Below are 23323 nucleotides of genomic sequence, written 5' to 3' on the forward strand. Positions count from 1 at the left end.
GGGGCGTTCCGAGCGGCGCCGCTCAGCGCAGGACGGCCGCAAGCGCCGAGCGGCGCCGCTCAGCGCAGGACGGCCGCCAGCAGATCGGAGCCGAGCGACGTCAGATCGGGTGCGTTGAGGGTGTACCGGACGTAACGGCCGTGGCGTTGGCTCGTGAGCAGGCCCGCGCGGCGCAGGACCGCGAGGTGGCGGGAGACCTCGGGGGGCGACAGCTCCCAGGCGTGGGCCAGTTCGACGGTGGTGTGCGGGCCGCGCGCGAGGGTGCGCAGCAGCCGCAGCCGTACCGGATGCGCGAGCGCTTCCAGCCGGAGGGTGACCGTCTCCATCGGCACCTGCTCGGACGGGCCCGGCTCGGCCACCGGGTACTGCACCACCGGCCGCCACCCGGGCGCGTGCACCGCCACCAGGTGCGGGCGGCCGAAGACGCTCGGGATGAAGGTGACCCCGTCGTCGCGGGCGGCGGTCGCGCTGTCCTGGAGCTTGTCCACGACGATCCGGTCACCGCCCGGCGCCAGGGCGACCGCGCCGGAGACCGAGGCGAGCGCCGCACCGAGACCCTGCCGCTTGAGCAGGTCGTGCTTCAGGCGCAGGTCGGAGGCGATGCGTACGGCGGCCCCCGACCAGGCGGCGTCGAAGAACGCCCCGGCGCACTGTTCGAGGGTGTCGCGCACCCGCGCCCGCACGGCGGCCGGGTCCGCGAGCAGCCGTTCCGCGAACGCCTCCTGCAACGCGCCGCGCGCCTGGGCGAGGTCCAGGGCCCGTTCGCGCGCGGTCGCGTCGGTGAGCGGCGACGGGGAGCCGAAGTGGATCCGGTTGCTGCCGCAGGTGGTGACCAGCGCGGCGGTCACGTACCGGGCGTCGTCGAGCCGGTCCACATCGTCCAGTTCCTCGGCGAGGGTCGGCCGGGGCCGGGCGGGCACCAGGAAGTCGGCGCGCGAGGACCGCCACAAGAACTCCGCCTCCCGCAGCCGCTCGGCCAGCTCGGGCCGCAGCGCGGCCCACACGTCCGCGGCCCACCCGGCGAGCTGCGGATGGTGTCCGGGTTCCGCCAGGACGTGCAGCATCGCCGTCAGCTCCGCCAGCGGGGAGGCGGCGAACCGCAGCCGCTCGGGCGGCAGGCCGCCGATGTCGATCCGCAAGGTCACCCACCCATTATGAGCAGCGCAAAAGCCCCTGGCCGCGTCGGTTGACGGTCTGCGTCAACCGACGCGGCGGGCGCGGCGGCCGAACGCACCGTTGTCGCCATGGCAACCACCACCCAGATCCGGCCCCGCGCCCTCGTCCGCGCCTTCGGAGGCCCCCGCTACGCCGTCGCCATGACCGTGGACGCGCTCGGCACCGGCCTGCTCCGGCCGTTCCTGCTGCTCTACGGGGTGACGGTGCTGAGCCTGTCCGCGCCCGCCACCGGCATCGCCATGACGGCCGGTGTCGTCGTGGGGCTGGTGTGTGTGCCCGCCGTGGGGCTGTGGCTGGACCGGGGCGCGCGCAGTACGGCCGTGGCGGCGTCGATGCTGGTGCGCGTGCTGGGCGTGGCGCTGCTGCTGGCCACTCCGGCGGGCAACGGCTGGATGTTCGCGGCGGCGGCGCTCTTCCTCGGCATCGGCAACCAGGCGTGGCCCGCCGCCCACGCCGCCGTGGTGGCCACCGTCGCCCACGGCAGGGACCGCGACACCGCGCTCGCGGCGGGCCGCGCCCTGCGCAACGCCGGTATGGGCGCGGGCGCGCTGCTCGCCACCGCGTGCCTGGCGGGCGGCGCCGCCGCGTTGCAGGTCCTGGCGGGCGTCACCGGGCTCGCGTATCTCACCGCCGCGGCCCTGGCGTGGTCGGTCCGGCTGCGCGCGGACCCGGCCGCCGCCCTCGCCGAGGGCGGCGACAGCGGTCCCGCGCCCCGGATGCGCGCGCTGCTGGCCGCCAACGTGGTCTACGTCTTCTGCCTCAACGTCCCCGAGATCGCGCTCCCGTTGGTCCTGGTGACCCAACTGCACGCGTCCCCGGTGTGGTCGGCGGCCGTCTTCGTGGCCAACACCGTGCTGGTGGTCACCCTCCAGGTCCCGGTCACCGTCCTGATGTCCCGCTTCTCCCGGCGGTCCGTGCTCGCCCTCGCTGGTGTCGTCCTCACCGCGTCCTACCTCGGCTTCCTCGCGGCCACCGAACTGCGGCACGGCTGGGGCGCCCCGGCCGTGGCCACCGTGTCCGTGGTCTGCACGCTCGGCGAGATCATCTACGCCGGAAGCGCCACCGCGCTGGTCACCGCCCTCGCGCCGGCCCACGTCCTGGGGCGCACCCTCGCCCGCTTCCAACTCTCCACCGGCTTCGGCCTCGCCGTCTCTCCCGCGGCCATCACCGCCCTCGCCCCGTACGGCTCGACCGCTCTGTGGGGCAGCCTCGCCGCCGCGACGCTCCTGTCCTCCGCCGCGGTCGCCACGGAGAGGGACCAGGGGGCACGGCTCAGCGGTTGACGCGGACGGAACGCCTCCTGCCGGACGGCCCTCCTGCCGGACGGCCCTCCTCAAAGCCGGTCTTCGCTGCTACGGTGAGAGTTCGGAAGGTTAACAAACTCAGACGGCCGGACCGGCGCTGTCGTGCTGCCCGGGCGCGCGCGGACCGCGAGGACACCGGCGCGCGGGCCGCCGTACCGCCGCGCGCCCGTACCCGACGCGCGGCGCCACCGGGACCCGCACCGCAACACCCGTACTTCGACCAGTGCTTCGACACGGAGGCCCGTTATGCCGACCCCATCCACGCCGCGCGCCCGGGACGGCGCTCTCTTCGTCGGCGGGGCCTTCGTCCCGGCCGAGAACGGGCGTACGTCGACGGTCCTCGACAAGGCGCGCCAGGAACCGCTCGGCCGGGCGGGCTGGGCCTCGCCCGCCGACCTGGACCGCGCCGCGCGGGAGGCCGCCGTCGCCGGACGGGCCTGGGCCGCCGCGGACTTCGGCGCCCGCGCCGACGTGCTGCGCGAGGCCGCCGCCCGACTGCGCGCCCGCGCGGGGGAGTTCGCCGACCTCCTCGTCCGCGAGACCGGCTCGATCCGCGGCAAGGCCGAGTACGAGATCGCCGGAGCGGTCGAAGAACTCCACCTGGCCGCCGCGCTCGCCGGTCACATACGGGCCGAGACGCTGCCCACGCGCGCGCCCGGCCGGGAAAGCGTCGCGCAGCGCGTCCCGTTGGGCGTCGTCGGTGTGATCACCCCGTGGAACTTCCCGCTGGTGCTGGCCATGCGCGTCCTCGCGCCCGCCCTCGCCGTCGGCAACGCCGTCGTCCTCAAGCCCTCACCGCACACCCCGCTCAGCGGCGGACTGCTGATCGCCGATGTCTTCGCCGAGGCCGGACTGCCCGCAGGCGTACTCCAGGTCGTGCCCGGCGGGCAGGACACCGGCGAGGCGCTGACCGCGCACCCCGACATCGCCATGGTCCACTTCACCGGATCCAGCGCCGTCGGCCGCACCATCGCGCGGGAGGCGGGCGAGCGCCTGAAGAAGGTCTCCCTCGAACTCGGCGGCAACAACGCCCTGATCGTCCTGGACGACGCCGACCTCGACCAGGCCGGACAGATCGGCGCCTGGTCCGCCTTCCACTACCAGGGCCAGACCTGCATCACCGCGGGCCGGCACATCGTCCAGCGGCCCGTCTTCGGCGCCTACGTCGCCGATCTCGCCGCGCGTGCCGCCCGGATCACCGTCGGCGACCCGACCAGGGACGGCGTCGGCCTCGGCCCGATGATCAGCGCGGAACAGCGCGAACGGGCCCGCGAACTCCTCACCGAGGCCGTCGCCGCGGGTGCCACCGTCGTCGAGGGCGGCGACGGCGACGGCCTCTTCCACCGGCCCACCGTCGTCACCGATGTCACCCGCGACATGGCCCTGTGGACCGAGGAGATCTTCGCCCCCATCGCCCCCGTGCTGGCCGTCGACACCGACGCCGAGGCTCTCGCCGTCGCCAACGACACCCCGTACGGCCTGGTCGACGCCGTCCTCACCTCCGACCTCGCGCGCGGTCGCCGCCTCGCCGCGGGGCTCGGCTCCGCCATGGTCCACGTCAACGACTCGACCTGCCTCGACGAGCCCCAGGCGCCCTTCGGCGGACTCGCCGCGTCCGGCCTCGGCGGCCGTTCCGGCGGTGAGTCCAACCTCCACGAATTCACCCAACTGCGGTGGCTCACCGTGCAGTCCACGCCGGTCCACTACCCGTACTGACCGGGTCGGGTGGGGCCGTTGAGGGGGAGGGGGCCGGTGGGGGATGATCGGGGGCATGAGGGTACTGGTGATCGGAGCTTCCGGAACCGTCGGGAGCGCGGTGGCCGCCGCGCTGACAGCGGCACGGCACGAGGTGGTAGCGGCCTCGCGCCGGGGTCCGCTGAAGGTGGACCTCGAAGTCCCGTCCACGATGGACACGCTCTTCGGTGAGGTCGACGGTCTGGACGCGGTCGTGTGCTGCGCCGCCAACGGCCCGCTGCTGGAGCTGGCGTCGGCCACGGACGAGGACTTCGCGACCGGGGTGCGGGCCAAACTCTGGGGCCAGGTCGCCCTGGTCCAGCGCGCGGCCCGCCATGTGCGCGACGGCGGCTCCATCACCCTGACCGGCGGCACCTTCGCCGCGCCCATGGCGGGCGGCTCGCTGGGCGCGCTCATCAACAGCGGCCTCGAGGGCTTCGTCCGCAACGCCGCGAGCGAACTCCCGCGCGGGCTGCGCCTCAACCTCGTCAGCCCCGGCTGGATCAGTGAGACCCTCCGGGCCATGTCCGCCGATCCCGCCGCGGGCACCCCCGTCCGCGAGGTCGCGGAGGTCTACGTCGGGATCGCGGAGGGGACGGTGCGGGGCCGCACCTTCCGCCCGTGAGCCGCGGGCGGGCTTTCTCTGCCTGAGCCGCGGGTCGCTGCGTCCCGTCCCTGGCGTTCCCGGCGGTCGTCGCGTTCCCCGCGTTCCTCACGCCTGACGTGAGGGGCGGGCGGCCTCCCAGGCCGCCTCGATCATCGCGAAGACCTCGTCCACCGCGGCCTGCGGATCGGCCGACTCGCGGGCCAGCGAGAAGGCGTCGATCACGAACCGCGCGAGCGTCCGGCAGGCCGTCGCGCTCTGCGGCATTCCGGGATCGGCGACGAGGGCCGCGGCCACCGACTCCGCGTGCCGCAGCCGCATCGACTCCTCGTACTTCCGCAGCGCGGGCGACCCGTCGATCATCCGCCAGACCGGCGCGGCGCCGTCCGCCGTGCAGTGCCGTACCAGGGCGTGTATCTCGCGGCGCAGCGCGGGCACGACCGGCTCGTCCGGCGCCCGGTCGGTGACCGCCCGCGTGAGGCGTTCCTCGAAGTCCTCGTCCTGCTCGAACACCAGCGCCTCTTTGGCGGCGAAGTGTGAGAAGAGCGTGGTGACGGCCACGTCGGCCTCGGCGGCCACGTCACGGATTCCCACCGCGTCGTAGCCGCGCTCCAGGAAGAGCCGCAGGGCGGTGTCGGCGATCTTCCGGCGGGTCGCGGCCTTCTTGCGCTCACGGCGTCCGGTCGGCACGGTCATGACCGCACACTATCAGCTACGAAAAAGGAACGGTTTCAAAACGCTAACCGTTAGTGTTACGGTCCGTCGCATGAAGAAAGTGAGCTTCGCCGAGTTCGGCGGCCCCGATGTCCTGCGCCTCATCGACGCCGAGGAGCCCCACGCGGGCCCCGGCCTGATACGCGTCGCCGTACGGGCGGCCGGTGTGAACCCCGCCGACTGGCGGGTCCGCGAGGGCCAGATCCTCAAGGCCCATCCGGTCCAACTGCCCGCGGGCGTCGGGCTGGACGCCGCCGGGGTGGTGGACGAGATCGGCGAGGGCGTCGACGGTGTCGAGATCGGCGACCACGTATTCGGCGAAGGGACCAGCACCTACGCCGAGTTCGCGGTCCTCTCGGCTTGGGCCCGGATGCCCGAAGGGCTGACCTTCGAAGAGGCGGCCGGATACCCCTCCGTGGTCGAGACCGCGCTGCGGATCCTCCGCGAGGTCGGCGTCGAGCCGGGACAGACCCTGCTGGTCAGCGGCGCCTCCGGGGGCGTCGGATCAGCCGTCCTCCAGATCGCCCGCGACCGCGGCGTCACCGTCATCGGCACCGCGGGGCCCGCCAACCAGGACTACCTCCGCGAACTCGGCGCCCTCGCCACGACCTACGGCGACGGCTGGACCGACCGGGTCCGCGCCCTCGGCCCCGTCCACGCCGCGCTCGACCTCGCGGGCTCCGGCGTCGTCCCCGAACTCGTCGCCCTCACCGGCGACCCCCGCAAGGTCGTCTCCATCGCCGACCTCACCGCCCCCGACCACGGCGTCCGCTTCTCCGGCACCGCCGGCAGCGTCCCCGCCGCCCTCGCCGAGGCCGCCGCTCTCATCACCCGCCGCGCGCTCCACATCCCCGTCGACACCTCCTACCCCCTCGCCGAGGCCGCCGCGGCCCACGCCGACAGCCAAGCCGGCCACACCCGCGGCCGCAGAGTCCTGATCGTCTGACCCACCAGCCGGACGAGACCTTGCGGAGGCCCTAGGCCATCGAGTCCAGGGCGCGGGTCAGGGCGACGTGGACGGCGCCGAGGAGGGTGGCGCGGTCGGCGAGGCCGCCGATGGTGATGTCGGTGGGCCAGGTCAGTTCGTGGACGGTGCGGCGGACTTCCAGGAGGACCAGCTGGTTCTGGCCCACGCCGCCGCCGAGGACGACGAGGCCGGGGTCGAGCAGGGCGACGACGGCGGCGACGAGGCGGCCGATGGCGGCGGCGTGTTCGTCGACCACGCGGCGGGCGGCGGCGTGGCCGGAGGCGGCGGACGCGAAGAGGGCCTTGGCGTCCAGTGGCACGGGTCCGCCGCCGGAGGCGGGCCAGGCGGCGCGGCAGCGTTCCATCAGGGCGTCGGAACCGAGGAACTGCTCGAGCCCGGCGCGCCGGGGCTGTTGGGACTCCGACCAGGGGAAGGGCAGCATGGCGGCCTCACCGGCGGCGCCGTTCGCACCCTGCATCAGGCGTCCGTCGAGCACGATGCCGACGCCGATCTTCACGCCGACCTGGATGTAGGCGAACATCTGCTGGTGGCGGGCGACACCGAAGCGGTGCTCGGCGACGGCGGCGCAGTTGACGTTGTTCTCGACGGTGACCGGCACGCCGTCGGGCACGGCGAGCGCGTCGGTGATCCGTACCGTGCCGTCCGGCTGAAGGCCCCCGCCTCCGCGTCCCGCACCGGAAGCCCCCACATTCGGCAGCGTCGGCGCCGCGACCACCACCTCGCGCAGCGGCCCGTACCGCGCCCCGACCTCCTCGCGCACCGTACGCACCACCCCCGCCGCCGCGTCCGCCGCCTCCGGTGTGACCGTCGGCTGGTCGGAGGGCAGCCGCACCTCGGCGGTGCAGATCTCCTGCCCGTCGAGGGTGTACGCCGCCGCCCGGACCACGGTGGCGCCGATCTCGACGCCGAGGACGTGCCCGGCGGTCGGCGCGAGCGAGTAGAGGACGGCGCTGCGCCCGGTGGCGCCGCGTGAACTGCCCTGCCCCTCGACCAGCCCGAGCCGTGACAACTCCGCCATGGCCACCGACATGGTGGGCCGGGACAGCGCGAGCGCGGTGCTGAGCTGCGGCCGGGTCGCCGGGCCGTCGGCGGCCAGCGCGCGCAGCACGGCGCGGGCGCTGGCGGGCAGTTCGAAGCGGTCGACGGCGGCGGTGGTGTCCATCAAGTCCCTTCTCGGACGGCGTCGGACGCTGTCGGTCAGTGCCCGGTCAGTGCCGGACCGTGCCGGTCAGTGCCGACCAGGCCCCGGCGAAGGTCGCCCGGCCTCCGGGGGCGGCTCACGATCCCGCCCCGCGGCCCACGCGGCAGGCGCGCAGGGCAAAGTTACCCGATCGACGTCACGGCCCCCCGCTGTGTTCACCCGCTTGCCCGAACACCGCCGCCCCCGCGCCCGCCGCGACCCGTACGTGACACCGCGACTCCGCCTCCCGCCGAGCCGGCACTCCACCCCCCGCCGAGCCGCCACCCCACCCCGCCCGCGGGTACCTGACAACTCTTGACACCCTCCAACCCCGGGAGGAACATCTACAGTTGATCGTTTGACAACGTTGTCGTAAGCGATACACACGAAGGGCGGGAACCGTGTCGGACAGATCAGTGCGACCCGTGGACAGCAGGCGGTGGAAGGGTCGCGGCGTGCGCGCCGTGGCCGCGGTGGCGACGGCGGTCCTCGGCATCGGCCTGGGCCTCGGCGCCGGGCCCGCCACCGCGAGTCCGGGCGCCTCCGGGGGGCATGACGCCGACCCGGCCTCGTACGTCAACCCCCTGATCGGCTCCTCGAACGCCGGCAACACCTACCCCGGCGCCGTGCTGCCGTTCGGCATGCTGGCGTGGAGCCCGCAGAATTCGACGGGCAACCAGTTCTCGACACCCGCCCCCGGCGGATACCGGTACGACGCGACGAAGATCCGCGGCTTCAGCCTGACCCACCTCAACGGCGTGGGCTGTTCCGGCGCCAACGGCGACATACCGATCATGCCGTACGTGGGCGACGTCGACTCCTCGCCGAGCGCCGACACCAAGGACGCGAAGTACGCCTCGACCTTCTCGCACGCCAACGAGACGGCGCAGGCGGGCTATTACCAGGTCGGCCTGGACAGCGGGGCCAGCGCGCGGCTGACCACCACCGAGCGCACCGGCACCGGCCAGTTCGGCTTCCCGGCCGACAAGCCCGCCAGCGTGCTGTTCCGTACGTCCAACTCCGAGAGCGGCAGCGCCGCGGCGGACGTCACCGTGAACGCGGCGGCCCGTACCGTGACCGGCTCGGTCAGCGCGGGCAACTTCTGCGGACCGCAGAGCGCGAACAACCGGCACGACGTCTACACCCTCTACTTCACGGCCCACTTCGACCAGCCATTCGCCAAGGTCGGCACCTGGACCGACGGCACCCTGACGCCCGGCTCCACATCGGCCAGCGGCGGCACCGGCTACAACTCCAGCGGCAACGCGACCGCGGGCAAGGGCTCGGGCGCGTATGTGACCTTCGCGTCCGGCACCAAGCAGGTGCAGGCCAAGGTCGCGATCTCGTACGTGAGCGCGCGCAACGCCGAGGCCAACCTGACGGCGGAGAACCCGCAGCGCGCCGGCTTCGACTCGATCAGGTCGAAGGCCGCCGCCGCGTGGAACACCGCGCTGCGCAAGATCCAGGTGTCCGGCGGCTCCGCCGACCAGAACACCACCTTCTACACCGCGCTCTACCACTCGATGCTGGAGCCGACCCTCACCAGCGACGTCAACGGCCAGTATCTGGGCGGCGACCGCAAGACCCACTCGCTGGCCAGGGGACAGCACGAGCAGTACGGCACCTTCTCCGGCTGGGACCAGTACCGGGCGCAGGTGCAGTTGCTGACGCTGCTTCAGCCGAGAGTCGGCAGTGACTACGCGCAGTCGCTGTTCAACTATGCCCAGCAGCGCGACGGCGAATGGGACCGCTGGCTGCTGGAGAACGGCAAGACCAGCATCATGTCCGGCGACCCGTCCGACGCGGCGCTCGCGGGCATCTACGCCTTCGGCGGCCGGGACTTCGACGTCAGGGGCGCCCTCGCCTCGCTGGTGAAGGCGGCCACCGTGCCGACCGCCAACGACTCCGACAGCTCCGGCTGCAACGTCGAATGCGTCGGCCAGCGACCGGCGTTGGACAAGTACCTGACGCTCGGTTACGTGCCGTCCGACAACTGCCACTGCTGGGGCGGCGCCGCCGAGACCCTGGAGGACGCCGCCGCGGACTTCGGTCTCGCGGAGCTGGCGGGACAGGTCGGGGACCGAAAGAACCAGCGGAAGTTCCTCGACCGCAGCGGCAACTGGACCAACGTCTTCGATCCGAACGCGACCGCGCAGGGCGGCTACATGCGCGACCGCAAGTCCGACGGGTCGTGGGTGGGAGCCACCTTCAACCCCGCCACCGGCAGCGGCTTCGTCGAGGGCAGCAGCGCCCGCTACACGTGGATGGTCTACTCCGACATCGCCGGACTGGCCAAGGCCATGGGCGGCAACGCCACCGCGATCTCCCGCCTCGACGCCTTCTTCCGCAACCCGGACGGCACCTTCGACTTCTCCGCGAAGGACGACACGCGCTACGACGCCACCAACGAGCCCGACATCAACGCGCCGTACGTGTACGACTACCTGGGCGCCCCGTACAAGACCCAGGAGACCGTGCGCGCCGAGACCGACGGCCTGTGGACCAACGCGCCCGGCGGCATCCCCGGCAACGACGACGCGGGCACGATGTCGTCCTGGTACGTCTTCTCCGCGCTCGGCATGTACCCGCAGGTGCCCAGCCGCGCCGACCTGGTGCTCTCCAGCCCGGTCTTCCCGCGTGCGGTGATCCACACCGGGCTCGGGAAGACGATCACGGTCAACGCCCCGCGGGCGTCGGCCGAGAACATCTACATCCAGGGCCTGCGCGTCAACGGCAAGAAGTCCGACCAGCCGTGGGTCCCCGCCTCGTTCGTCACCCGCGGCGGCACCCTGGACTACACGCTGGGCGGCACCGCGAACACCACGTGGGGGAGCGCGGCCAAGAACGCGCCGCCGTCCTTCCGCGACGGTGAGGCCCCGTTCTTCGCCTCGACCGACCCCGGCCAGGTGAAGATCGAGCCCGGCGGCTCCGCGGACGCCGCCGTCAAGCTGTCCACGATCCAGGACAAGAAGGTCGACGTCCGCTGGACCGCGAAGCCGCCCGCGGGTATCACGCTGAAGCCCGCGTCCGGCACGGTGACCGTCCCGAAGGGCGGCGCCACCAGCGCGAAGTTCTCCGTGTCGGTGGCCGCCGACACCAAGGCCGGGGTCTACACGGTCCCGATCACGCTCGGCTCCGCGCACGGCGGCACCGCCCCGGCGGCCTCGCTGTCGGTGACGGTCGGCGTACGCGGCACCCTCACCTGGTACGTCAACAACAACGGCATCTCCGCCGACGACACGAATCCGTCCGCCAACTTCGACGGCGAGGGCTGGAGTTACTCGGCGGCGGCGCTCGCCGCGGCCGGTGCCGCGCCCGGCGGCACGGTGTCCTCCGGGGGCTTCGACTTCACCTGGCCCCAGGTGGCGCCCGGCGCGCCCGACAACATCGTGGTGGGCGGCGGCGACCAGGTGCTCGACGTCTCCAAGTCCGCTGCCGGTGCTACCAAGTTGAGCCTGCTCGGCAGCGCCAGCGAGGGCCAGACCACCGGCACGGTGACGCTGACGTACACCGACGGCACGACTCAGAAGGCCGACATCGGCTTCAGCGACTGGACGCTCGGCGGCGGCTCCCAGCAGCCCTCGTACGGCAACGTCGTGGCGGTGCACACCGCGTACCGCGACGTCCAGGGCGGCGGAAAGGACCCGGTGGGCACCGAGATCTTCTCCACCGCGCCGATCGCGCTCCAGGCGGGCAAGCAACTGGCCAGTGTGACGCTGCCGTCCAGCACGAACGGCGGTGACATGCACATCTTCTCCGTGGCGACCGCCTGACCCCGGCAGCCCACCGCGGAGAGCGCGGGGCGGGCGAGGACCGGCACGACCGGCCCCGCCCGCCCCGCACCCATGTCCGGCGCGAACGAACCGATCGCCGCCCGTTCAGGCCGAGTTGGCCCACGCGCTGTGGTGGCGTCGGCCCGTCAGGCCCTAGGGTCACTGCTGTCACAGGGCTGCCCCGTGCCGCGGGCGGCCCCCCACCGTCCACACCGGGGGTTCCGTTGACCGCACGCGCACTCCGTAGCCGCGCCGCCGCCCTGCTGCTCGCCACCGCGGCCCTGGCCGCCGTGGGCACCTCCACCGCGCACGCCGACTCGCCCGGCGGGTGGGTGGCCGCAGGCAACACGGTGTACAGCACGCTCACCGCGGGCGAGGGCATCGCCACCCGCGCCGACGGCTCGGTCCTCACCCGCGGCCTCGGCTCGATCCCGCTGCGGCTGCGCATCGCGGGCTGGAACCACGTCGGAGACCCGGACATCGTCAACGGCTACGTCTTCGACGCCTACCAGGGCGGCGACAGCGCCACCTCGAAGATGTTCGAGGTCACCACGCCCGACGGGCACAGCTACGACTACGTGCACCCGCTGGACCAGGGCGAGTTGCTCAACAACTCCTTCGCGACCGTCTCGCCGGACGCGCGGTGGCTGGTCGAGGGGGAGTGGGGCACGGTCAACCGGCTCCAGGTCTTCCCCGCCCCGCTGACCAACCCGGCCACCCCGGCCACCGGCGGCACCCTCGCGCAGGCCGGACAGATCAGCCTCGACAAGGCCGTCACGGACGTCCAGGGCTGCGACTTCGTCTCCGCGACCCGGCTGGTCTGCGTCTCCGACAACGACGCCAAGGACGTCTTCCAGGTCGACCTGCCGCACGCGCTCGACGGCACGCCCGTCACCGGCCGGGTCGCTACCCTCTTCCAGGTGCCGCGCGTCAGCGTCTGCTCGGGCGGCTTCGAGACCGAGGGCGTCGACTACGACGCGAACGCGAAGGTGCTGCGGGTCGAGATCATCTCGCCGAGCGTGTGCGCGGTCTCCACCACCGCCTACGCCTACCGTCCGACCACCGGCTGACCCTTCCGTATCCCCCGTCACTGTCGTCGCCGCACCACGGGCTTGGTCCAGACCTATTGACGAGTGGTTCAGACCACTTTACGATCCGGTCCACTACGGCCTGTGAGTGCGCGACGACACCACGAGGAGTACGACATGATCGGTCGGAGGGTGCGTCTGCTGGGAGTCGGCCTCGCCATGGCCTTCCTGGCGCAGATTCCGGTCGCCGCGGCGACCCACGCGGCACAACCGGCGTCGGCCGCGGCCGACACTTGCGCGACCAAGGCACGGCCCTCGGGCAAGGTGCTCCAGGGGTACTGGGAGAACTGGGACGGCGCCGCCAACGGCGTGCACCCCGGCCTCGGTTGGATCCCCATCACCGACAGCCGGATCGCCGCCCACGGCTACAACGTGATCAACGCGGCCTTCCCCGTCATCCAGTCCGACGGCACCGTGCTGTGGCAGGACGGCATGGACACCGGCGTCAAGGTCGCCACCCCGGCCGAGATGTGCCAGGCCAAGGCGGCGGGCGCCACGATCCTGATGTCCATCGGCGGTGCCGCGGCCGGCATCGACCTCAGCTCGAGCGCGGTCGCCGACCGCTTCGTCGCCACCGTCGTGCCGATCCTCCAGAAGTACAACTTCGACGGCATCGACATCGACATCGAGACCGGCCTGGTCGGCAGCGGCAACATCAACACCCTCTCCGCCTCGCAGGCCAACCTGGAGCGGATCATCGACGGCGTCCTGTCCCGGATGCCCGCGGGCTTCGGCCTGACGATGGCCCCCGAGACGGCGTACGTCACCGGCGGCAGCATCACCTACGGCTCGATCTGGGGCGCCTACCTGCCGATCGTGAAGAAGTACGCCGACAACGGCAAGCTCTGGTGGCTCAACATGCAGTACTACAACGGCAGCATGTACGGCTGCTCCGGCGACTCCTACCAGGCCGGTACGGTGGCCGGCTTCACCGCGCAGACCACCTGCCTCAACAAGGGGCTCGTCGTCCAGGGCGCCACCATCCGCGTCCCGTACGACAAGCAGGTCCCCGGCCTTCCCGCCCAACCCGGCGCGGGCGGCGGTTACATGACGACCGGTCTGGTCTCCCAGGCGTGGAACAGCTACAGCGGCGCACTCAAGGGCCTGATGACCTGGTCGCTCAACTGGGACGGCTCGAAGAACTGGACCTTCGGCAACAACGTCAAGGCGCTGCAAGGCCGTTGATCCCGCGGGAATCCGGGGCGCCCGTCCGCGGCGGGCGGGCGTCCCGGTCAACTCCGCGCGAAGAAGCGGAGACTCAGCCCTCGATCAGCACCGGAGCGAGCCTGCGCCACTCCGCCAGCGGCAACGGCCGCGCCGGATCGCCGGTGACCACCTGGACCGCGAGGTGGTCGGCGCCCGCGGCGAGGAATTCCGCCGCCCGCGCCGCGATGACGCTCTCGTCGCCCACGGCGAAGACCGCGTCCACGAGCCGGTCGCTGCCACCGCCCGCCAGGTCCTCCTCGGTGAAGCCCGAACGCAGCAGATTGCTCGTGTAGTTGGGCAGCGCCAGGTACAGCTTCAGATGGTCCCTGGCCTTGGCACGCCCCGACTCCAGATCCGTGTCCAGCACGACCTTGACCTCGGGCGCGAGCAGCGGCTCCGCACCGAGGACCGCGCGCGCCTTCGCGGTGTGCTCGGGGGTGACCAGATACGGGTGCGCGCCGCCCGCACGGTCACGGGACAGCTCCAGCATCTTCGGGCCGAGCGCCGCCAGCACCCGCCGCCCGGCGGGCACCGGCTCCGGCGCCGCGTCCAGCGCCGCCAGGTAGTCGACCATGGCGGAGTACGGCCGCGCGTAGCGCTTGACCAGCGGGCCGTGGCTGACGCCGAGCCCGAGCAGGAACCGGCCCGGATGCGTACGCTCCACGGCCGCCCACTGCGAGGCGACGTCCGCGGCCTCGTCGTTCCAGATGTTGAGGATGCCGGTCGCCACGGTCAGCCGGGTGGTGGCCTTCAGCAGCGGTTCCGCGACGGCGACGCCGGGACTCCCGCCGAGCCAGACGGCGCCGTACCCCAGCGCCTCGACCTCGGCGGCGGCCTCGTCGTACGCGCCGGTGTACGTCACTCCGGCGCCGTTCACCGCCGCTGTCCAGGCGCCGCTCCAGATCCCGATCCTGCCCAGCCGGTCGTGCTGTCCCATGTGAGCCCTTCCTCGATGCGCGCCGCGCGCCCGCCCGGTCGGCCGGGCGCGGTCCGTCACCCATGCAAGCGGAACGGGCGGCCCGTCTGTTCCGCACCCGGTGAGCCGAACGGGTACGAACAGCCGGGCCGCCCGTGTGAGGCGCCCTGGGACGGCGGCCCTAGGGGGTCAGCTCCACGATCCGGGTGAAGCTGTTCTGCGCCGCTGTCACCACGACGCGGACCCGCGTGGTGGTGACGGAGCCCGCGAAGGGGATCCAGCGGTACTGGTCGGTGTTGCCGGTGATGTCGGCCTGTGTCACCCACGCCGCGCCGTCCCAGGTCTGGACGGTGAAGGCGGTCGGGACGCCGTCGCTGTGCGAGGCGAAGCCCACGCCGTTCAGCGTGGTCGGGGCGGGCGCGGTGACGGTCAGGGTGTCGGGGTACCGGGAGTCGGTGTCGTCGTTCCAGAAGGTGCTCAGATCACCGTCGACGGCATTGCCCGCGGTGTACGTACGGGTCGCGCCGTCCACGACGTTCGGCGCGTGTTCGCTGGAGGCGGCGGCCGTGGTGCCCTGCGGCCAACTGCCGAGGACCAGCACCTCGAGGGCGGCCTTGGCCGTCGTACCGTCGGACGACCGTACGGTCACGGTGACCGGATACGTACCGCTCCTCGTCCCGCTCGGCGGTGTGACCTCGACGTTCGCCAAGGTCGCGGTGGACGCCGGGGTCAGCGGGACGCGGGCGGGCGTGGACGTCACGGTCCAGCCCGCGGGGACGTCGGCGCCGACCGTGGCCGCGGCGCCGGGCGCGGTCGAGTGGCCCTCGACCACCGCGCCGATCGTCGTACCGCCGTTCCCCTTGACCAGTGCGGGCGCGGGCGCGCCCGCGGAGACCGACACCTGGGTGTACGGGGTCCGCGGCGGGCGGACGGTGAAGGTGTAGTCACCGGACCCGGCGGTCACGGTGAGCGTCGTGCCGTCCGCCGTGCCCACGCTCAGGCCGGGGTCGCTCCGGCCGCGGCGGCCGTCCGCGAAGATCGTCCGGCCGCTCTCGGTCACCGTCGACCGGGCGCCGCCGAGCAGCGGCACCTTGATGGTCGCGGTCGAGCCGACCGGCACCACCGCGTGGTAGGTCAGCGTGGACCCGTCGCGCTGCCAGGCGCTGACGACCGTGCCGCGCGCGGTCCGCTGCCGCGCGGAGACCCGGGTGAGGTCGCCGACCACGCTGGGCGCGAGGGTGAAGGCGCGGTACGCGGCGCCCGCCGGTCCCGTGTCCGGCTGGATGCCGCCGAGCTGCTGGTAGTACCACTGGCCGATCGAACCGGCGAGACCGATGTGGTCCTTGGACGAGGTGCCGTCCGCCGCCGAGGAGTTCGGCCACTTCTCCCAGATCGTGCCGGGGCCGTTGGTCACCATGTAGCCGAAGCTCGGGAAGTCGGTGCGCTCCGCGACGGCCAGCGCCACGTCGTTGCGGCCGGACATGCCGAGCGCCTGGTAGACGAAGGACGTGCCGACGAAGCCGGTCGTCACGTGATTGCCGTGCTTGGCGATGTCCTGGACGAGCCGGTCGACGGTCGCCTTCTGCTGAGCGGCCGGGACCAGACCGAGCACCAGGGGCATGGCGTAGGCCAGTTGGGTGCCGGTGCTCCACACACCGGTGTCGGCGTCGAGGAACCGCTTGGTGAAGCCCGCCCCGATCTGCCGCGCCAGGTCGGTGTAGCGCCTGGCGTCCGCGGTGTCGCCGACGACCGCGGCCATCTTCGCCAGCAGTGTGGCGTCCAGGTAGTAGTAGCCGGTCTGGAAGAAGACGTGCGGGGTGCTGACCGTCGCCACCCAGTCGTCGCCCCAGGAGCCGGGCGCGGCGGTGACGACGTGGTCGCTGTCGCTGATCGTGCCGAGGTAGTCGACCCAGCTCTTGACCTGCGCGTAATTGGCGCGCACCAGGCCCGCGTCGCCGTACTGCGTGTAGGAGTCCCAGATGATCTGCGGGTAGGCCGAGCCCCACGCGGGGTCGGTGAACCAGTCGGTGGCGCCCTGGGTGGGCGCGACCGAGGGCAGGCTGCCGTCGGGGTGGGCGCTGGTGACGACGGTCTGCGCCCACTGGTCGTAGAACGCCCGCATGTCGAAGTTGCTCATCGCCTCGACGTCGGTGTCGCCCGCGTCGCCGAGCCAGCCGTGCTTCTCACGCGTCGGGCAGTCCAGCGGAATCGACTGGAGGTTGTTCAACTGGGTCTGCACGAGGGCGGTCTGAATGCTGTTCAGCACCTTGTTCGACGTGTCGAACTGTCCGGTCGTGGCGACGTCGGAGTGCACTTCTTGCGCGGTGACGGTGACGGCGGTGCCCGCGGGCACACCGGTGAGCTGGGCGTACCGGAAGCCGGAGTAGTTGAAGTGCGGGGCGTAGGTCTCGGCGCCCTTGCCCGCGAAGGTGTAATGCTCGGTCTGCCGGACCGGATCGCCGTCGCCGAAGCTGATGTTGGACGTGGTGACCTGGCCGTCCGAGGCGAGGATCTCGCCCTTCTTGATGTCAACGGTGGTGCCGGACGGGGCGCTTGCCCTGATCGTCACCCAGCCGACGATGTTCTGCCCGAAGTCGTACACCTGCGACCCGGCCACCGGGTGCGTGACGGCCACCGGCTTGAGGGTTTTGACGATACGTGTCGGAGGCGTCGTGTCGGCCTGGAGCCGGGTCAGCGCGCTGAAGACGGTGGTCGGGTGGGCGCCGTACACGCCGAGTTCGGCGAGCCGGAGATTGCACCCGGAGCCGTTGCAGTACAGCTTGGTGGCCGTGACGCGCACATAACGGGCCGTCACCTCGGCCGGTATCGAAACCGACGCCGTACCGGGGTTGGGCTGGTCGGCGCCGGTACGGTCCACGAGGGTCGTCGCGGTGGCGAAGGTCGGATCGTCACCGGCCTCGACGCGGTAGCGGACCGGGAATCCGGCGCCGGGCAGGTCGCCCGCCGGGTCGTTGGTCGGCCGGGCGGGGAAGAGTCTGACGCCCGAGAGCGGCTGCGCGGAACCGAGGTCGACCTGCACCCACTTGGCGTCGTCCGCGGTCGTCGCCACGGCCGAGTGGTAGCCCTGGGAGGCGTCCGTCGAGCCGTCGACGCCGTCGGTGAGGGCGGCGGGCGACCAGCCGCAGCAGGAGGTCGTGTCCCGCGAGGTCACCGGCCTGCCCTGCGCGAGGCTCTGCGGGTGCGTCGCGGCGGCGACCGCCACGACGGGCTTCCACGCGCTGTCGTCGAAGCCCGCGGTGTCCCAGCCGGTCACGGCCCGACGGGCGTCGTACGTCTCGCCGAGGTAGAAGTCGTCGCCGGTCACCGGCCCCGCGGTGGTGCGCCAGGCCGGTCCGGTGCCGAATGTTGCGGAGGTGCCGTCGGTGTAGGTGACGTTGAGCTGCGCGACGAAGGTCGGCTGCCCGGAGAACTGTCCCTTGCCCGCCATGAAGGCCAACGCGTTGTGTCCGCGCACCAGTTGCCGGGTGACGTCGAAGTCGCGGTAGAGCACGCGCTTGGTGTAGTCGGTCACCGTCGAGTTGAGCACCTGGCCGGGTTCGGCCACGGCGCCGTTGACGTGCGGTTCCACGATGCCCTGTGCGCCGAAGTACAGCCGGGCGCGGGCGACGGACTTGGGGAGGTCGACGCCGCCGCGCACCAGCGCGCCGTCGGCGACCCGCAGCCAGGACGCGGACCAGTCGGACGCGGAGAACAGCGCGGTGTCGAAGTGCGCGGGGGCCGACCAGGGGGAGCGGTCGCCCGCCCGGTCCCAGGTGCGCACCGACCAGGTGTAGGTGGTGTTGCTCGCCAGCGCGGGACCACCATAAGAACGATTCACCGAGTCGGCCGAACGAACGCGGCCCGAATCCCACACCTGATGCGCGTGGCCTCCCTTCCCGACGGCCGCCGCCTCGACCACGACCTGATACGCCGTCTGCGCCTCGGCCCGCCGCGAGTCGTTCACCACCCACGACAACGTGGGGCGCTGACCGCCGACGACCGCGTCCGAGGACTCCCCGTCCACCTGCAAGGACGTCGGCGCGAGTGCGCCGAGGTGCCCGGACGACGCCTGGGCGGGCGTCACCGAGCCGACGGCGGGAAGCAGGGCCGCGACGGCCGCGGTCACCGCGAGGAGCGCCGAGCGGCGCCGGGGGGCGACGCGAGCGGCGGTCGTCCGGACCGGCCGCTTCACGGTGTTCTCCTGGCATGCGATCGAAACGTTTCAAGATGCATGGATAGATTCATACGGCGTGTGGCGGTGCCACGACAAGGTGTGCGACAGCGATTTCTGTGCCGGCCGAACCGGCGGTGACGCGACCCTTGACCCCCGGCGGTGCGGCCCTGCAAGAATCCGTGTGCGATTGGTTGATTCTGTTCAATGCCGGTTGTTCGCCCGTGAGTTGCCGACGCTCGGTCGAGGGCGCCGGAATGCGCGTACCTCAATGAGGAGGGATCCACCATGCCGGTCGATCGCAGGTCGTTCCTGATCGCGGGGGTGGCGGGGGCCGTCGCCGTACCCTCGCTCCCCGGTCTCACCGCAGTCGCGAGCGCCCGTTCCGGATCAACAGGAACCACCATTCCGCGGACGGTCGACCTCGCCGACGGGTGGCGTTTCGCCCTCGTCAACCCGGGCGGCATCACCGACCCGACCGGCGCCTACGCCGACGCCGCACAGCCCGGCTACGACGACTACCGCTGGCGCACCGTCCGCGTCCCGCACGACTGGAGCATCGAGCAGACCCCGACCACCGCCAACGGCACCTCGGGCGGCACCGGCTATCTGCCCGGCGGACTCGGCTGGTACCGCAAGGCGTTCACCCTGCCGCCCTCGGTCGCGGGACGCCGTGTCTCCGTCGAGTTCGACGGCGTCTACATGGACAGCAACGTCTACTGCAACGGCACACTCGTCGGCAACCACCCCTACGGCTACACGGGGTTCGCCCTCGACCTCACCGACCTGCTGCACACCGACGGCCGCACCCCCAACGTCATCGCCGTCGAGGTCCGCAACCAACTCCCCAGCAGCCGCTGGTACTCCGGCAGCGGCATCTACCGCAACGCCCGCCTGGTCGTCACCGACCCCGTGCATGTCGCGCGCTGGGGCACCCATGTGACGACGCCGGGACTCGCCGACACCCTCGCCGCCTCGCACGGCAAGGGCTACGCCACCGTCCGCGCGCAGGTCTCGGTCGTCAACGAGTCGGGCGCGGCGGCCTCCGCCACCGTCGTCAACACCGTCCTCGACCGGCGTGGCCGCCAGGTGGCGAAGGCCAGTTCACCGCTGACGCTGCCCGGCGCGGGCGGAGCGCCGGACGTCACCGCCGAACTGCGCGTGGACCGCCCCGACCTCTGGTCGTTCGACACCCCGGAACACCGGTACTCCCTGCTGACCGAAGTCCGCGTCAACGGACGGACGGTGGACACGTACACCACCGGCTTCGGCATCCGCCACGTCACGATCGACCCCGACCGCGGGCTGTTCGTCAACGGGCGGTACGCCAAGCTCAAGGGCGTCGACCTGCACCACGACCAGGGCGCGCTCGGCGCCGCCGTCCACATCGACGCGGTGCGCCGCCAGATGGCGATCATGCGGTCGATGGGCGTCAACGCCTTCAGGACCTCGCACAATCCGCCGTCGCCGGAGATCGTCCAGGTCTGCGAGGAACTGGGCATCGTCATGATGGTCGAGGCGTTCGACTGCTGGCGCAGCGGCAAGAACACCTACGACTACGGGCGGTTCTTCGACGCCCACAGCGCCGCCGACATCACCGAGATGGTCGACGCGGCCCGCAACTCGCCCGCCGTCATCCTGTGGTCGATCGGCAACGAGATCCCCGACTCCACCAGCACCGCGGGCCTCGGCATGGCCGACGGGCTGATCACCGCGGTCCGCGCGCGCGACACCAGCCGTCCGGTCGTCATCGGCTCCGACAAATACCGCGGCCTGCCCGCGGTCGGCTCCGCCGCCGACCTCATGCTCGCCAAACTCGACGGCCTCGGCCTCAACTACAACACCGCGGCCTCCGTGGACGCCCTGCACGCCCGCTACCCGCACCTGTTCCTCTTCGAGTCCGAGTCGTCGTCCGAGACCTCGACCCGCGGCGCCTACCAGGAGCCGGAACACCTCAACACCGGCGAGAACCACACCCCGGGCAAGCGCGCCACCTCCAGTTACGACAACAACCTCGCGTCCTGGACGATGAGCGGCGAGTACGGCCTGAAGAAGGACCGCGACCGCGCCTTCTTCGCCGGCGAATTCCTCTGGTCGGGCACCGACTACATCGGCGAACCCACGCCCTACGGCGTCTTCCCGGTGAAGGCGTCCTTCTTCGGCGCCGTCGACACCGCGGGCTTCCCCAAGGACATGTACCACCTCTTCCGCAGCCAGTGGACGAGCGAGCCGATGGTCCACCTGGTGCCCATGGACTGGACCGACCACACGCCGGGCGAGACCGTCGAGGTCTGGGCGTACGCCAACGTGGACACCGTCGAGCTGTATCTCAACGGCCGCTCGCTCGGGGTGCGGCGCTTCGACACCAAGAAGACCGTCGACGGGCGGACGTATCTGGAGACCACCGAGGCGACCGGCGACGACAAGACGGTCACCGGCGGCCCGTACCCCGGCAGCTACACCAGCCCCAACGGCAGCGCGGGCAAACTCCACCTCACCTGGAAAGTCCCCTTCGCGCCCGGTGAGTTGAAGGCCGTCGCCCGGAAGAACGGCAGGACGGTCGCGACCGACGTACTGCGCACCGCGGGCGAGCCGCGCGGCCTGCGCCTGACGCCGGACCGCGACTCCCTGACCGCCGACGGCGACCGCCTGGCCTTCGTCACCGCCGAGGTGATCGACGCGCACGGCACCGTCGTCCCCGGCGCCGGCCACCTGATCACCTTCAAGGCCACCGGGGGCTCCCTGGCCGGAGTCGACAACGGACAGCAGGAGAGCGCCGAGCGCTACCAGGCCACCACCAGAACCGCCTTCCACGGCAAGGCACTCGCCATCGTCCGCTCGGGCACCGAGGCGGGCCGCCTCACCCTGACCGCGAGCGCGCCGGGGCTGCACCCCGCGACCACCTCGATACGGACCGGCCGCGCGTCGGGACCCGTCGCCACCACACCCCCGGTCCGCTTCTCACCCGACCCGGGCCCAGGGCCCGTCAGCTACCCGCTGGCGGACGCCAGTTACTCCGGCGCGGGCAACGCGCTGCCCGCGGCGATGCTCGACGGCAACCCCGCGACCGGCTGGTCCAACGCCTTCAACAAGAGCGCCACCGCCCTGCTGCCCGCCTTCCGCGGCGCCCGCCCCGCCGACTGGGTCTCGGTCGCCTGGGCCGCGCCGCAGCGGATCGACACCCTCTCGGTCACCTTCACCGTCGACGCCACCCACTCGCTGCCCGGCGCCGTCACGCTCTCCTACTGGGACGGCGACCGCTACGTGCCCGTCACGAACCCGGCGATCACCTGGGCGACGGCGAGCGGCGCGCCGACCGTCATCACCTTCCCCGCCGTCCGCACCCCGCGGCTGCGCCTCGACCTGACCAGCGCCGCCCCCGGCACACCCGACGGCGCCCAGCGCATCACCGACTTCACCGTCAGCGGGAGCTGACCGCGCCGCCGTCACCGTTCGGTCGTGGTCCGTACCCAGGCGCCCCCGCCTCCGGGCGCGGTCGGGGCGCCGGGCCCGGCGCAGACCGGGAACAACGGGCAGACCGGGAAGGCCGATCCCGCCGCGGTCGCCCGGATTCTGGCCGCCCAGCCGGGCACCCGCTCCTACCTCGGCACCGGGTCGGGCGAGGCGGTCGTCGCCGACCGGTTCCTGAAGGCGGCCGGGGTCCGGGTCGGCGACACCGTCACCCTGGAGCACGACGGCCGCGGCACGCCGGTCCGCATCGTCGGCGAAGCGCTGTCCACGGGCGACTCGGGCATGCGGCGGGTCCTGATGGACGAACGGACGCTCACCCGCGTCGGACTGGCCTTCCGGCCGGACACGTTCTCCGTGCGCCTGACGGCGGGCACCGACCGCGACCGCTACCTCGCGGCCCTCGACACCGCGCTCGGCCCGCTCGGCCTCGCCGTGTTCGAAGCGCTCGGCATGGCGCCGCGGCAGACCGTCGCCATGGTGCTCACCTCGGCGGGCTCGGTCGGCGCGGTCGCGGGACTCGCGGGTGTGCCGCTCGGTATCGCCCTGCACGGCCATGTGCCGCCGATCATGGGCGAAGCGGCCGGTACGGGTATCCCGCACGCCGACCTCGCGGTCTACCACGCCCCGCAGATCGCCCTGCTCGCGGTGGCGGCCCTGGCCATCGCCGCGGGCGGGGTGCTGCTCCCGGCGAGCTGGGCGGCCAGGACGCGGACGGCGGTGGCGCTGCGGACCGAATGACGGGGTGACCGAACGACGTGGTGACCGGGTGACCCGGTGACGGGGTGACCGGGTGACGGGTCGGGACGGGGGTGCCGGTCGTTACGAGGCGTCCTCGTCCTCTTCCTCGTGCGGGGCCTCCGGCGGCGCGAGGAACGGGTCGTTGACCGGCGCCGGGTTGGGCACGGTGGCCGGGCGCGGGGCGGTCTGCTCCGGATTGGAGAAGAGCGAAGGCGAAGAGTCCATGAAGATCCCCCAGTGAGTGGTGATGACGGCGGTCG

General features: G+C 72.4%; 15 protein-coding genes. 9 read left to right on the forward strand and 6 right to left on the reverse strand.

Features of this window, described 5'->3' with window-relative positions:
* Positions 1-59: 59 nt before the first annotated feature.
* Complete coding sequence (locus ACFY9V_RS25830; protein WP_391163123.1) at positions 60-1145, reverse strand: DUF5937 family protein; 1086 nt, start codon at positions 1143-1145, stop codon at positions 60-62.
* 99 nt (positions 1146-1244) lie between these two features.
* On the opposite strand from ACFY9V_RS25830, the gene ACFY9V_RS25835 reads away from it, so the two are divergent.
* The 3 genes from ACFY9V_RS25835 (at position 1245) to ACFY9V_RS25845 (ending at position 4839) form a co-directional block, all read left to right on the forward strand.
* Positions 1245-2459, forward strand: a complete 1215-nt coding sequence (locus ACFY9V_RS25835; protein WP_391163124.1) for an MFS transporter — start codon at positions 1245-1247, stop codon at positions 2457-2459.
* Positions 2460-2726: 267 nt separating this feature from the next.
* On the forward strand, positions 2727-4196 hold the full coding sequence (locus ACFY9V_RS25840; RefSeq protein ID WP_391163126.1) for an aldehyde dehydrogenase family protein: 1470 nt from the start codon (positions 2727-2729) through the stop codon (positions 4194-4196).
* A 55-nt stretch (positions 4197-4251) separates the two neighbouring features.
* The gene (locus ACFY9V_RS25845; RefSeq protein ID WP_391163127.1) at positions 4252-4839 is read left to right on the forward strand and encodes a short chain dehydrogenase; all 588 of its coding nucleotides are present in this window, start codon (positions 4252-4254) and stop codon (positions 4837-4839) included.
* An 87-nt stretch (positions 4840-4926) separates the two neighbouring features.
* Here the strand turns inward: ACFY9V_RS25845 and ACFY9V_RS25850 are convergent, their stop codons facing one another.
* Positions 4927-5514 carry a TetR family transcriptional regulator gene (locus ACFY9V_RS25850; RefSeq protein ID WP_391163128.1) on the reverse strand — a complete coding sequence of 196 codons (588 nt, stop codon included), beginning with the start codon at positions 5512-5514 and terminating at the stop codon, positions 4927-4929.
* Positions 5515-5584: 70 nt separating this feature from the next.
* Between ACFY9V_RS25850 and ACFY9V_RS25855 the strand changes: the two genes are divergently transcribed.
* Positions 5585-6478, forward strand: coding sequence for an alcohol dehydrogenase catalytic domain-containing protein (locus ACFY9V_RS25855; RefSeq protein WP_391163129.1), 894 nt, complete (start codon positions 5585-5587; stop codon positions 6476-6478).
* Positions 6479-6509: 31 nt separating this feature from the next.
* On the opposite strand, the gene ACFY9V_RS25860 is transcribed toward ACFY9V_RS25855, so the two are convergent.
* Positions 6510-7682 carry an ROK family protein gene (locus ACFY9V_RS25860; protein WP_391163130.1) on the reverse strand — a complete coding sequence of 391 codons (1173 nt, stop codon included), beginning with the start codon at positions 7680-7682 and terminating at the stop codon, positions 6510-6512.
* 473 nt (positions 7683-8155) lie between these two features.
* Between ACFY9V_RS25860 and ACFY9V_RS25865 the strand changes: the two genes are divergently transcribed.
* From ACFY9V_RS25865 to ACFY9V_RS25875, 3 genes are all read left to right on the forward strand, one after another.
* Positions 8156-11473 (forward strand): GH92 family glycosyl hydrolase, encoded by a 3318-nt coding sequence (locus tag ACFY9V_RS25865; protein ID WP_391163131.1) that lies wholly within the window; start codon positions 8156-8158, stop codon positions 11471-11473.
* A 224-nt stretch (positions 11474-11697) separates the two neighbouring features.
* Entirely contained in the window at positions 11698-12543 is an 846-nt protein-coding gene (locus ACFY9V_RS25870) for a hypothetical protein (RefSeq protein ID WP_391163132.1), read from the forward strand.
* Positions 12544-12678: 135 nt separating this feature from the next.
* Positions 12679-13746, forward strand: a complete 1068-nt coding sequence (locus ACFY9V_RS25875) for a chitinase (protein WP_355341605.1) — start codon at positions 12679-12681, stop codon at positions 13744-13746.
* Positions 13747-13819: 73 nt separating this feature from the next.
* On the opposite strand, the gene ACFY9V_RS25880 is transcribed toward ACFY9V_RS25875, so the two are convergent.
* Positions 13820-14704, reverse strand: coding sequence for an LLM class F420-dependent oxidoreductase (locus ACFY9V_RS25880; protein WP_355341608.1), 885 nt, complete (start codon positions 14702-14704; stop codon positions 13820-13822).
* A gap of 160 nt (positions 14705-14864) precedes the next feature.
* Entirely contained in the window at positions 14865-18875 is a 4011-nt protein-coding gene (locus ACFY9V_RS25885) for a family 78 glycoside hydrolase catalytic domain (protein WP_391163134.1), read from the reverse strand.
* 267 nt (positions 18876-19142) lie between these two features.
* Here ACFY9V_RS25885 and ACFY9V_RS25890 point away from each other — a divergent pair, with 267 nt between their 5' ends.
* Together ACFY9V_RS25890 and ACFY9V_RS25895 are read left to right on the forward strand one after the other, a co-directional pair.
* The gene (locus ACFY9V_RS25890) at positions 19143-22289 is read left to right on the forward strand and encodes a glycoside hydrolase family 2 TIM barrel-domain containing protein (protein ID WP_391163136.1); all 3147 of its coding nucleotides are present in this window, start codon (positions 19143-19145) and stop codon (positions 22287-22289) included.
* A gap of 24 nt (positions 22290-22313) precedes the next feature.
* Positions 22314-23063: a hypothetical protein gene (locus ACFY9V_RS25895; RefSeq protein ID WP_391163137.1), complete on the forward strand. Its 750-nt coding sequence runs from the start codon at positions 22314-22316 to the stop codon at positions 23061-23063.
* Between the two features lie 81 nt (positions 23064-23144).
* On the opposite strand, the gene ACFY9V_RS25900 is transcribed toward ACFY9V_RS25895, so the two are convergent.
* The gene (locus tag ACFY9V_RS25900) at positions 23145-23288 is read right to left on the reverse strand and encodes a hypothetical protein (RefSeq protein WP_391045879.1); all 144 of its coding nucleotides are present in this window, start codon (positions 23286-23288) and stop codon (positions 23145-23147) included.
* Positions 23289-23323 lie beyond the last annotated feature (35 nt).

The sequence above is a fragment of the Streptomyces sp. NPDC008317 genome, from assembly GCF_042955955.1.
In the GTDB taxonomy this organism is placed as follows: domain Bacteria; phylum Actinomycetota; class Actinomycetes; order Streptomycetales; family Streptomycetaceae; genus Actinacidiphila.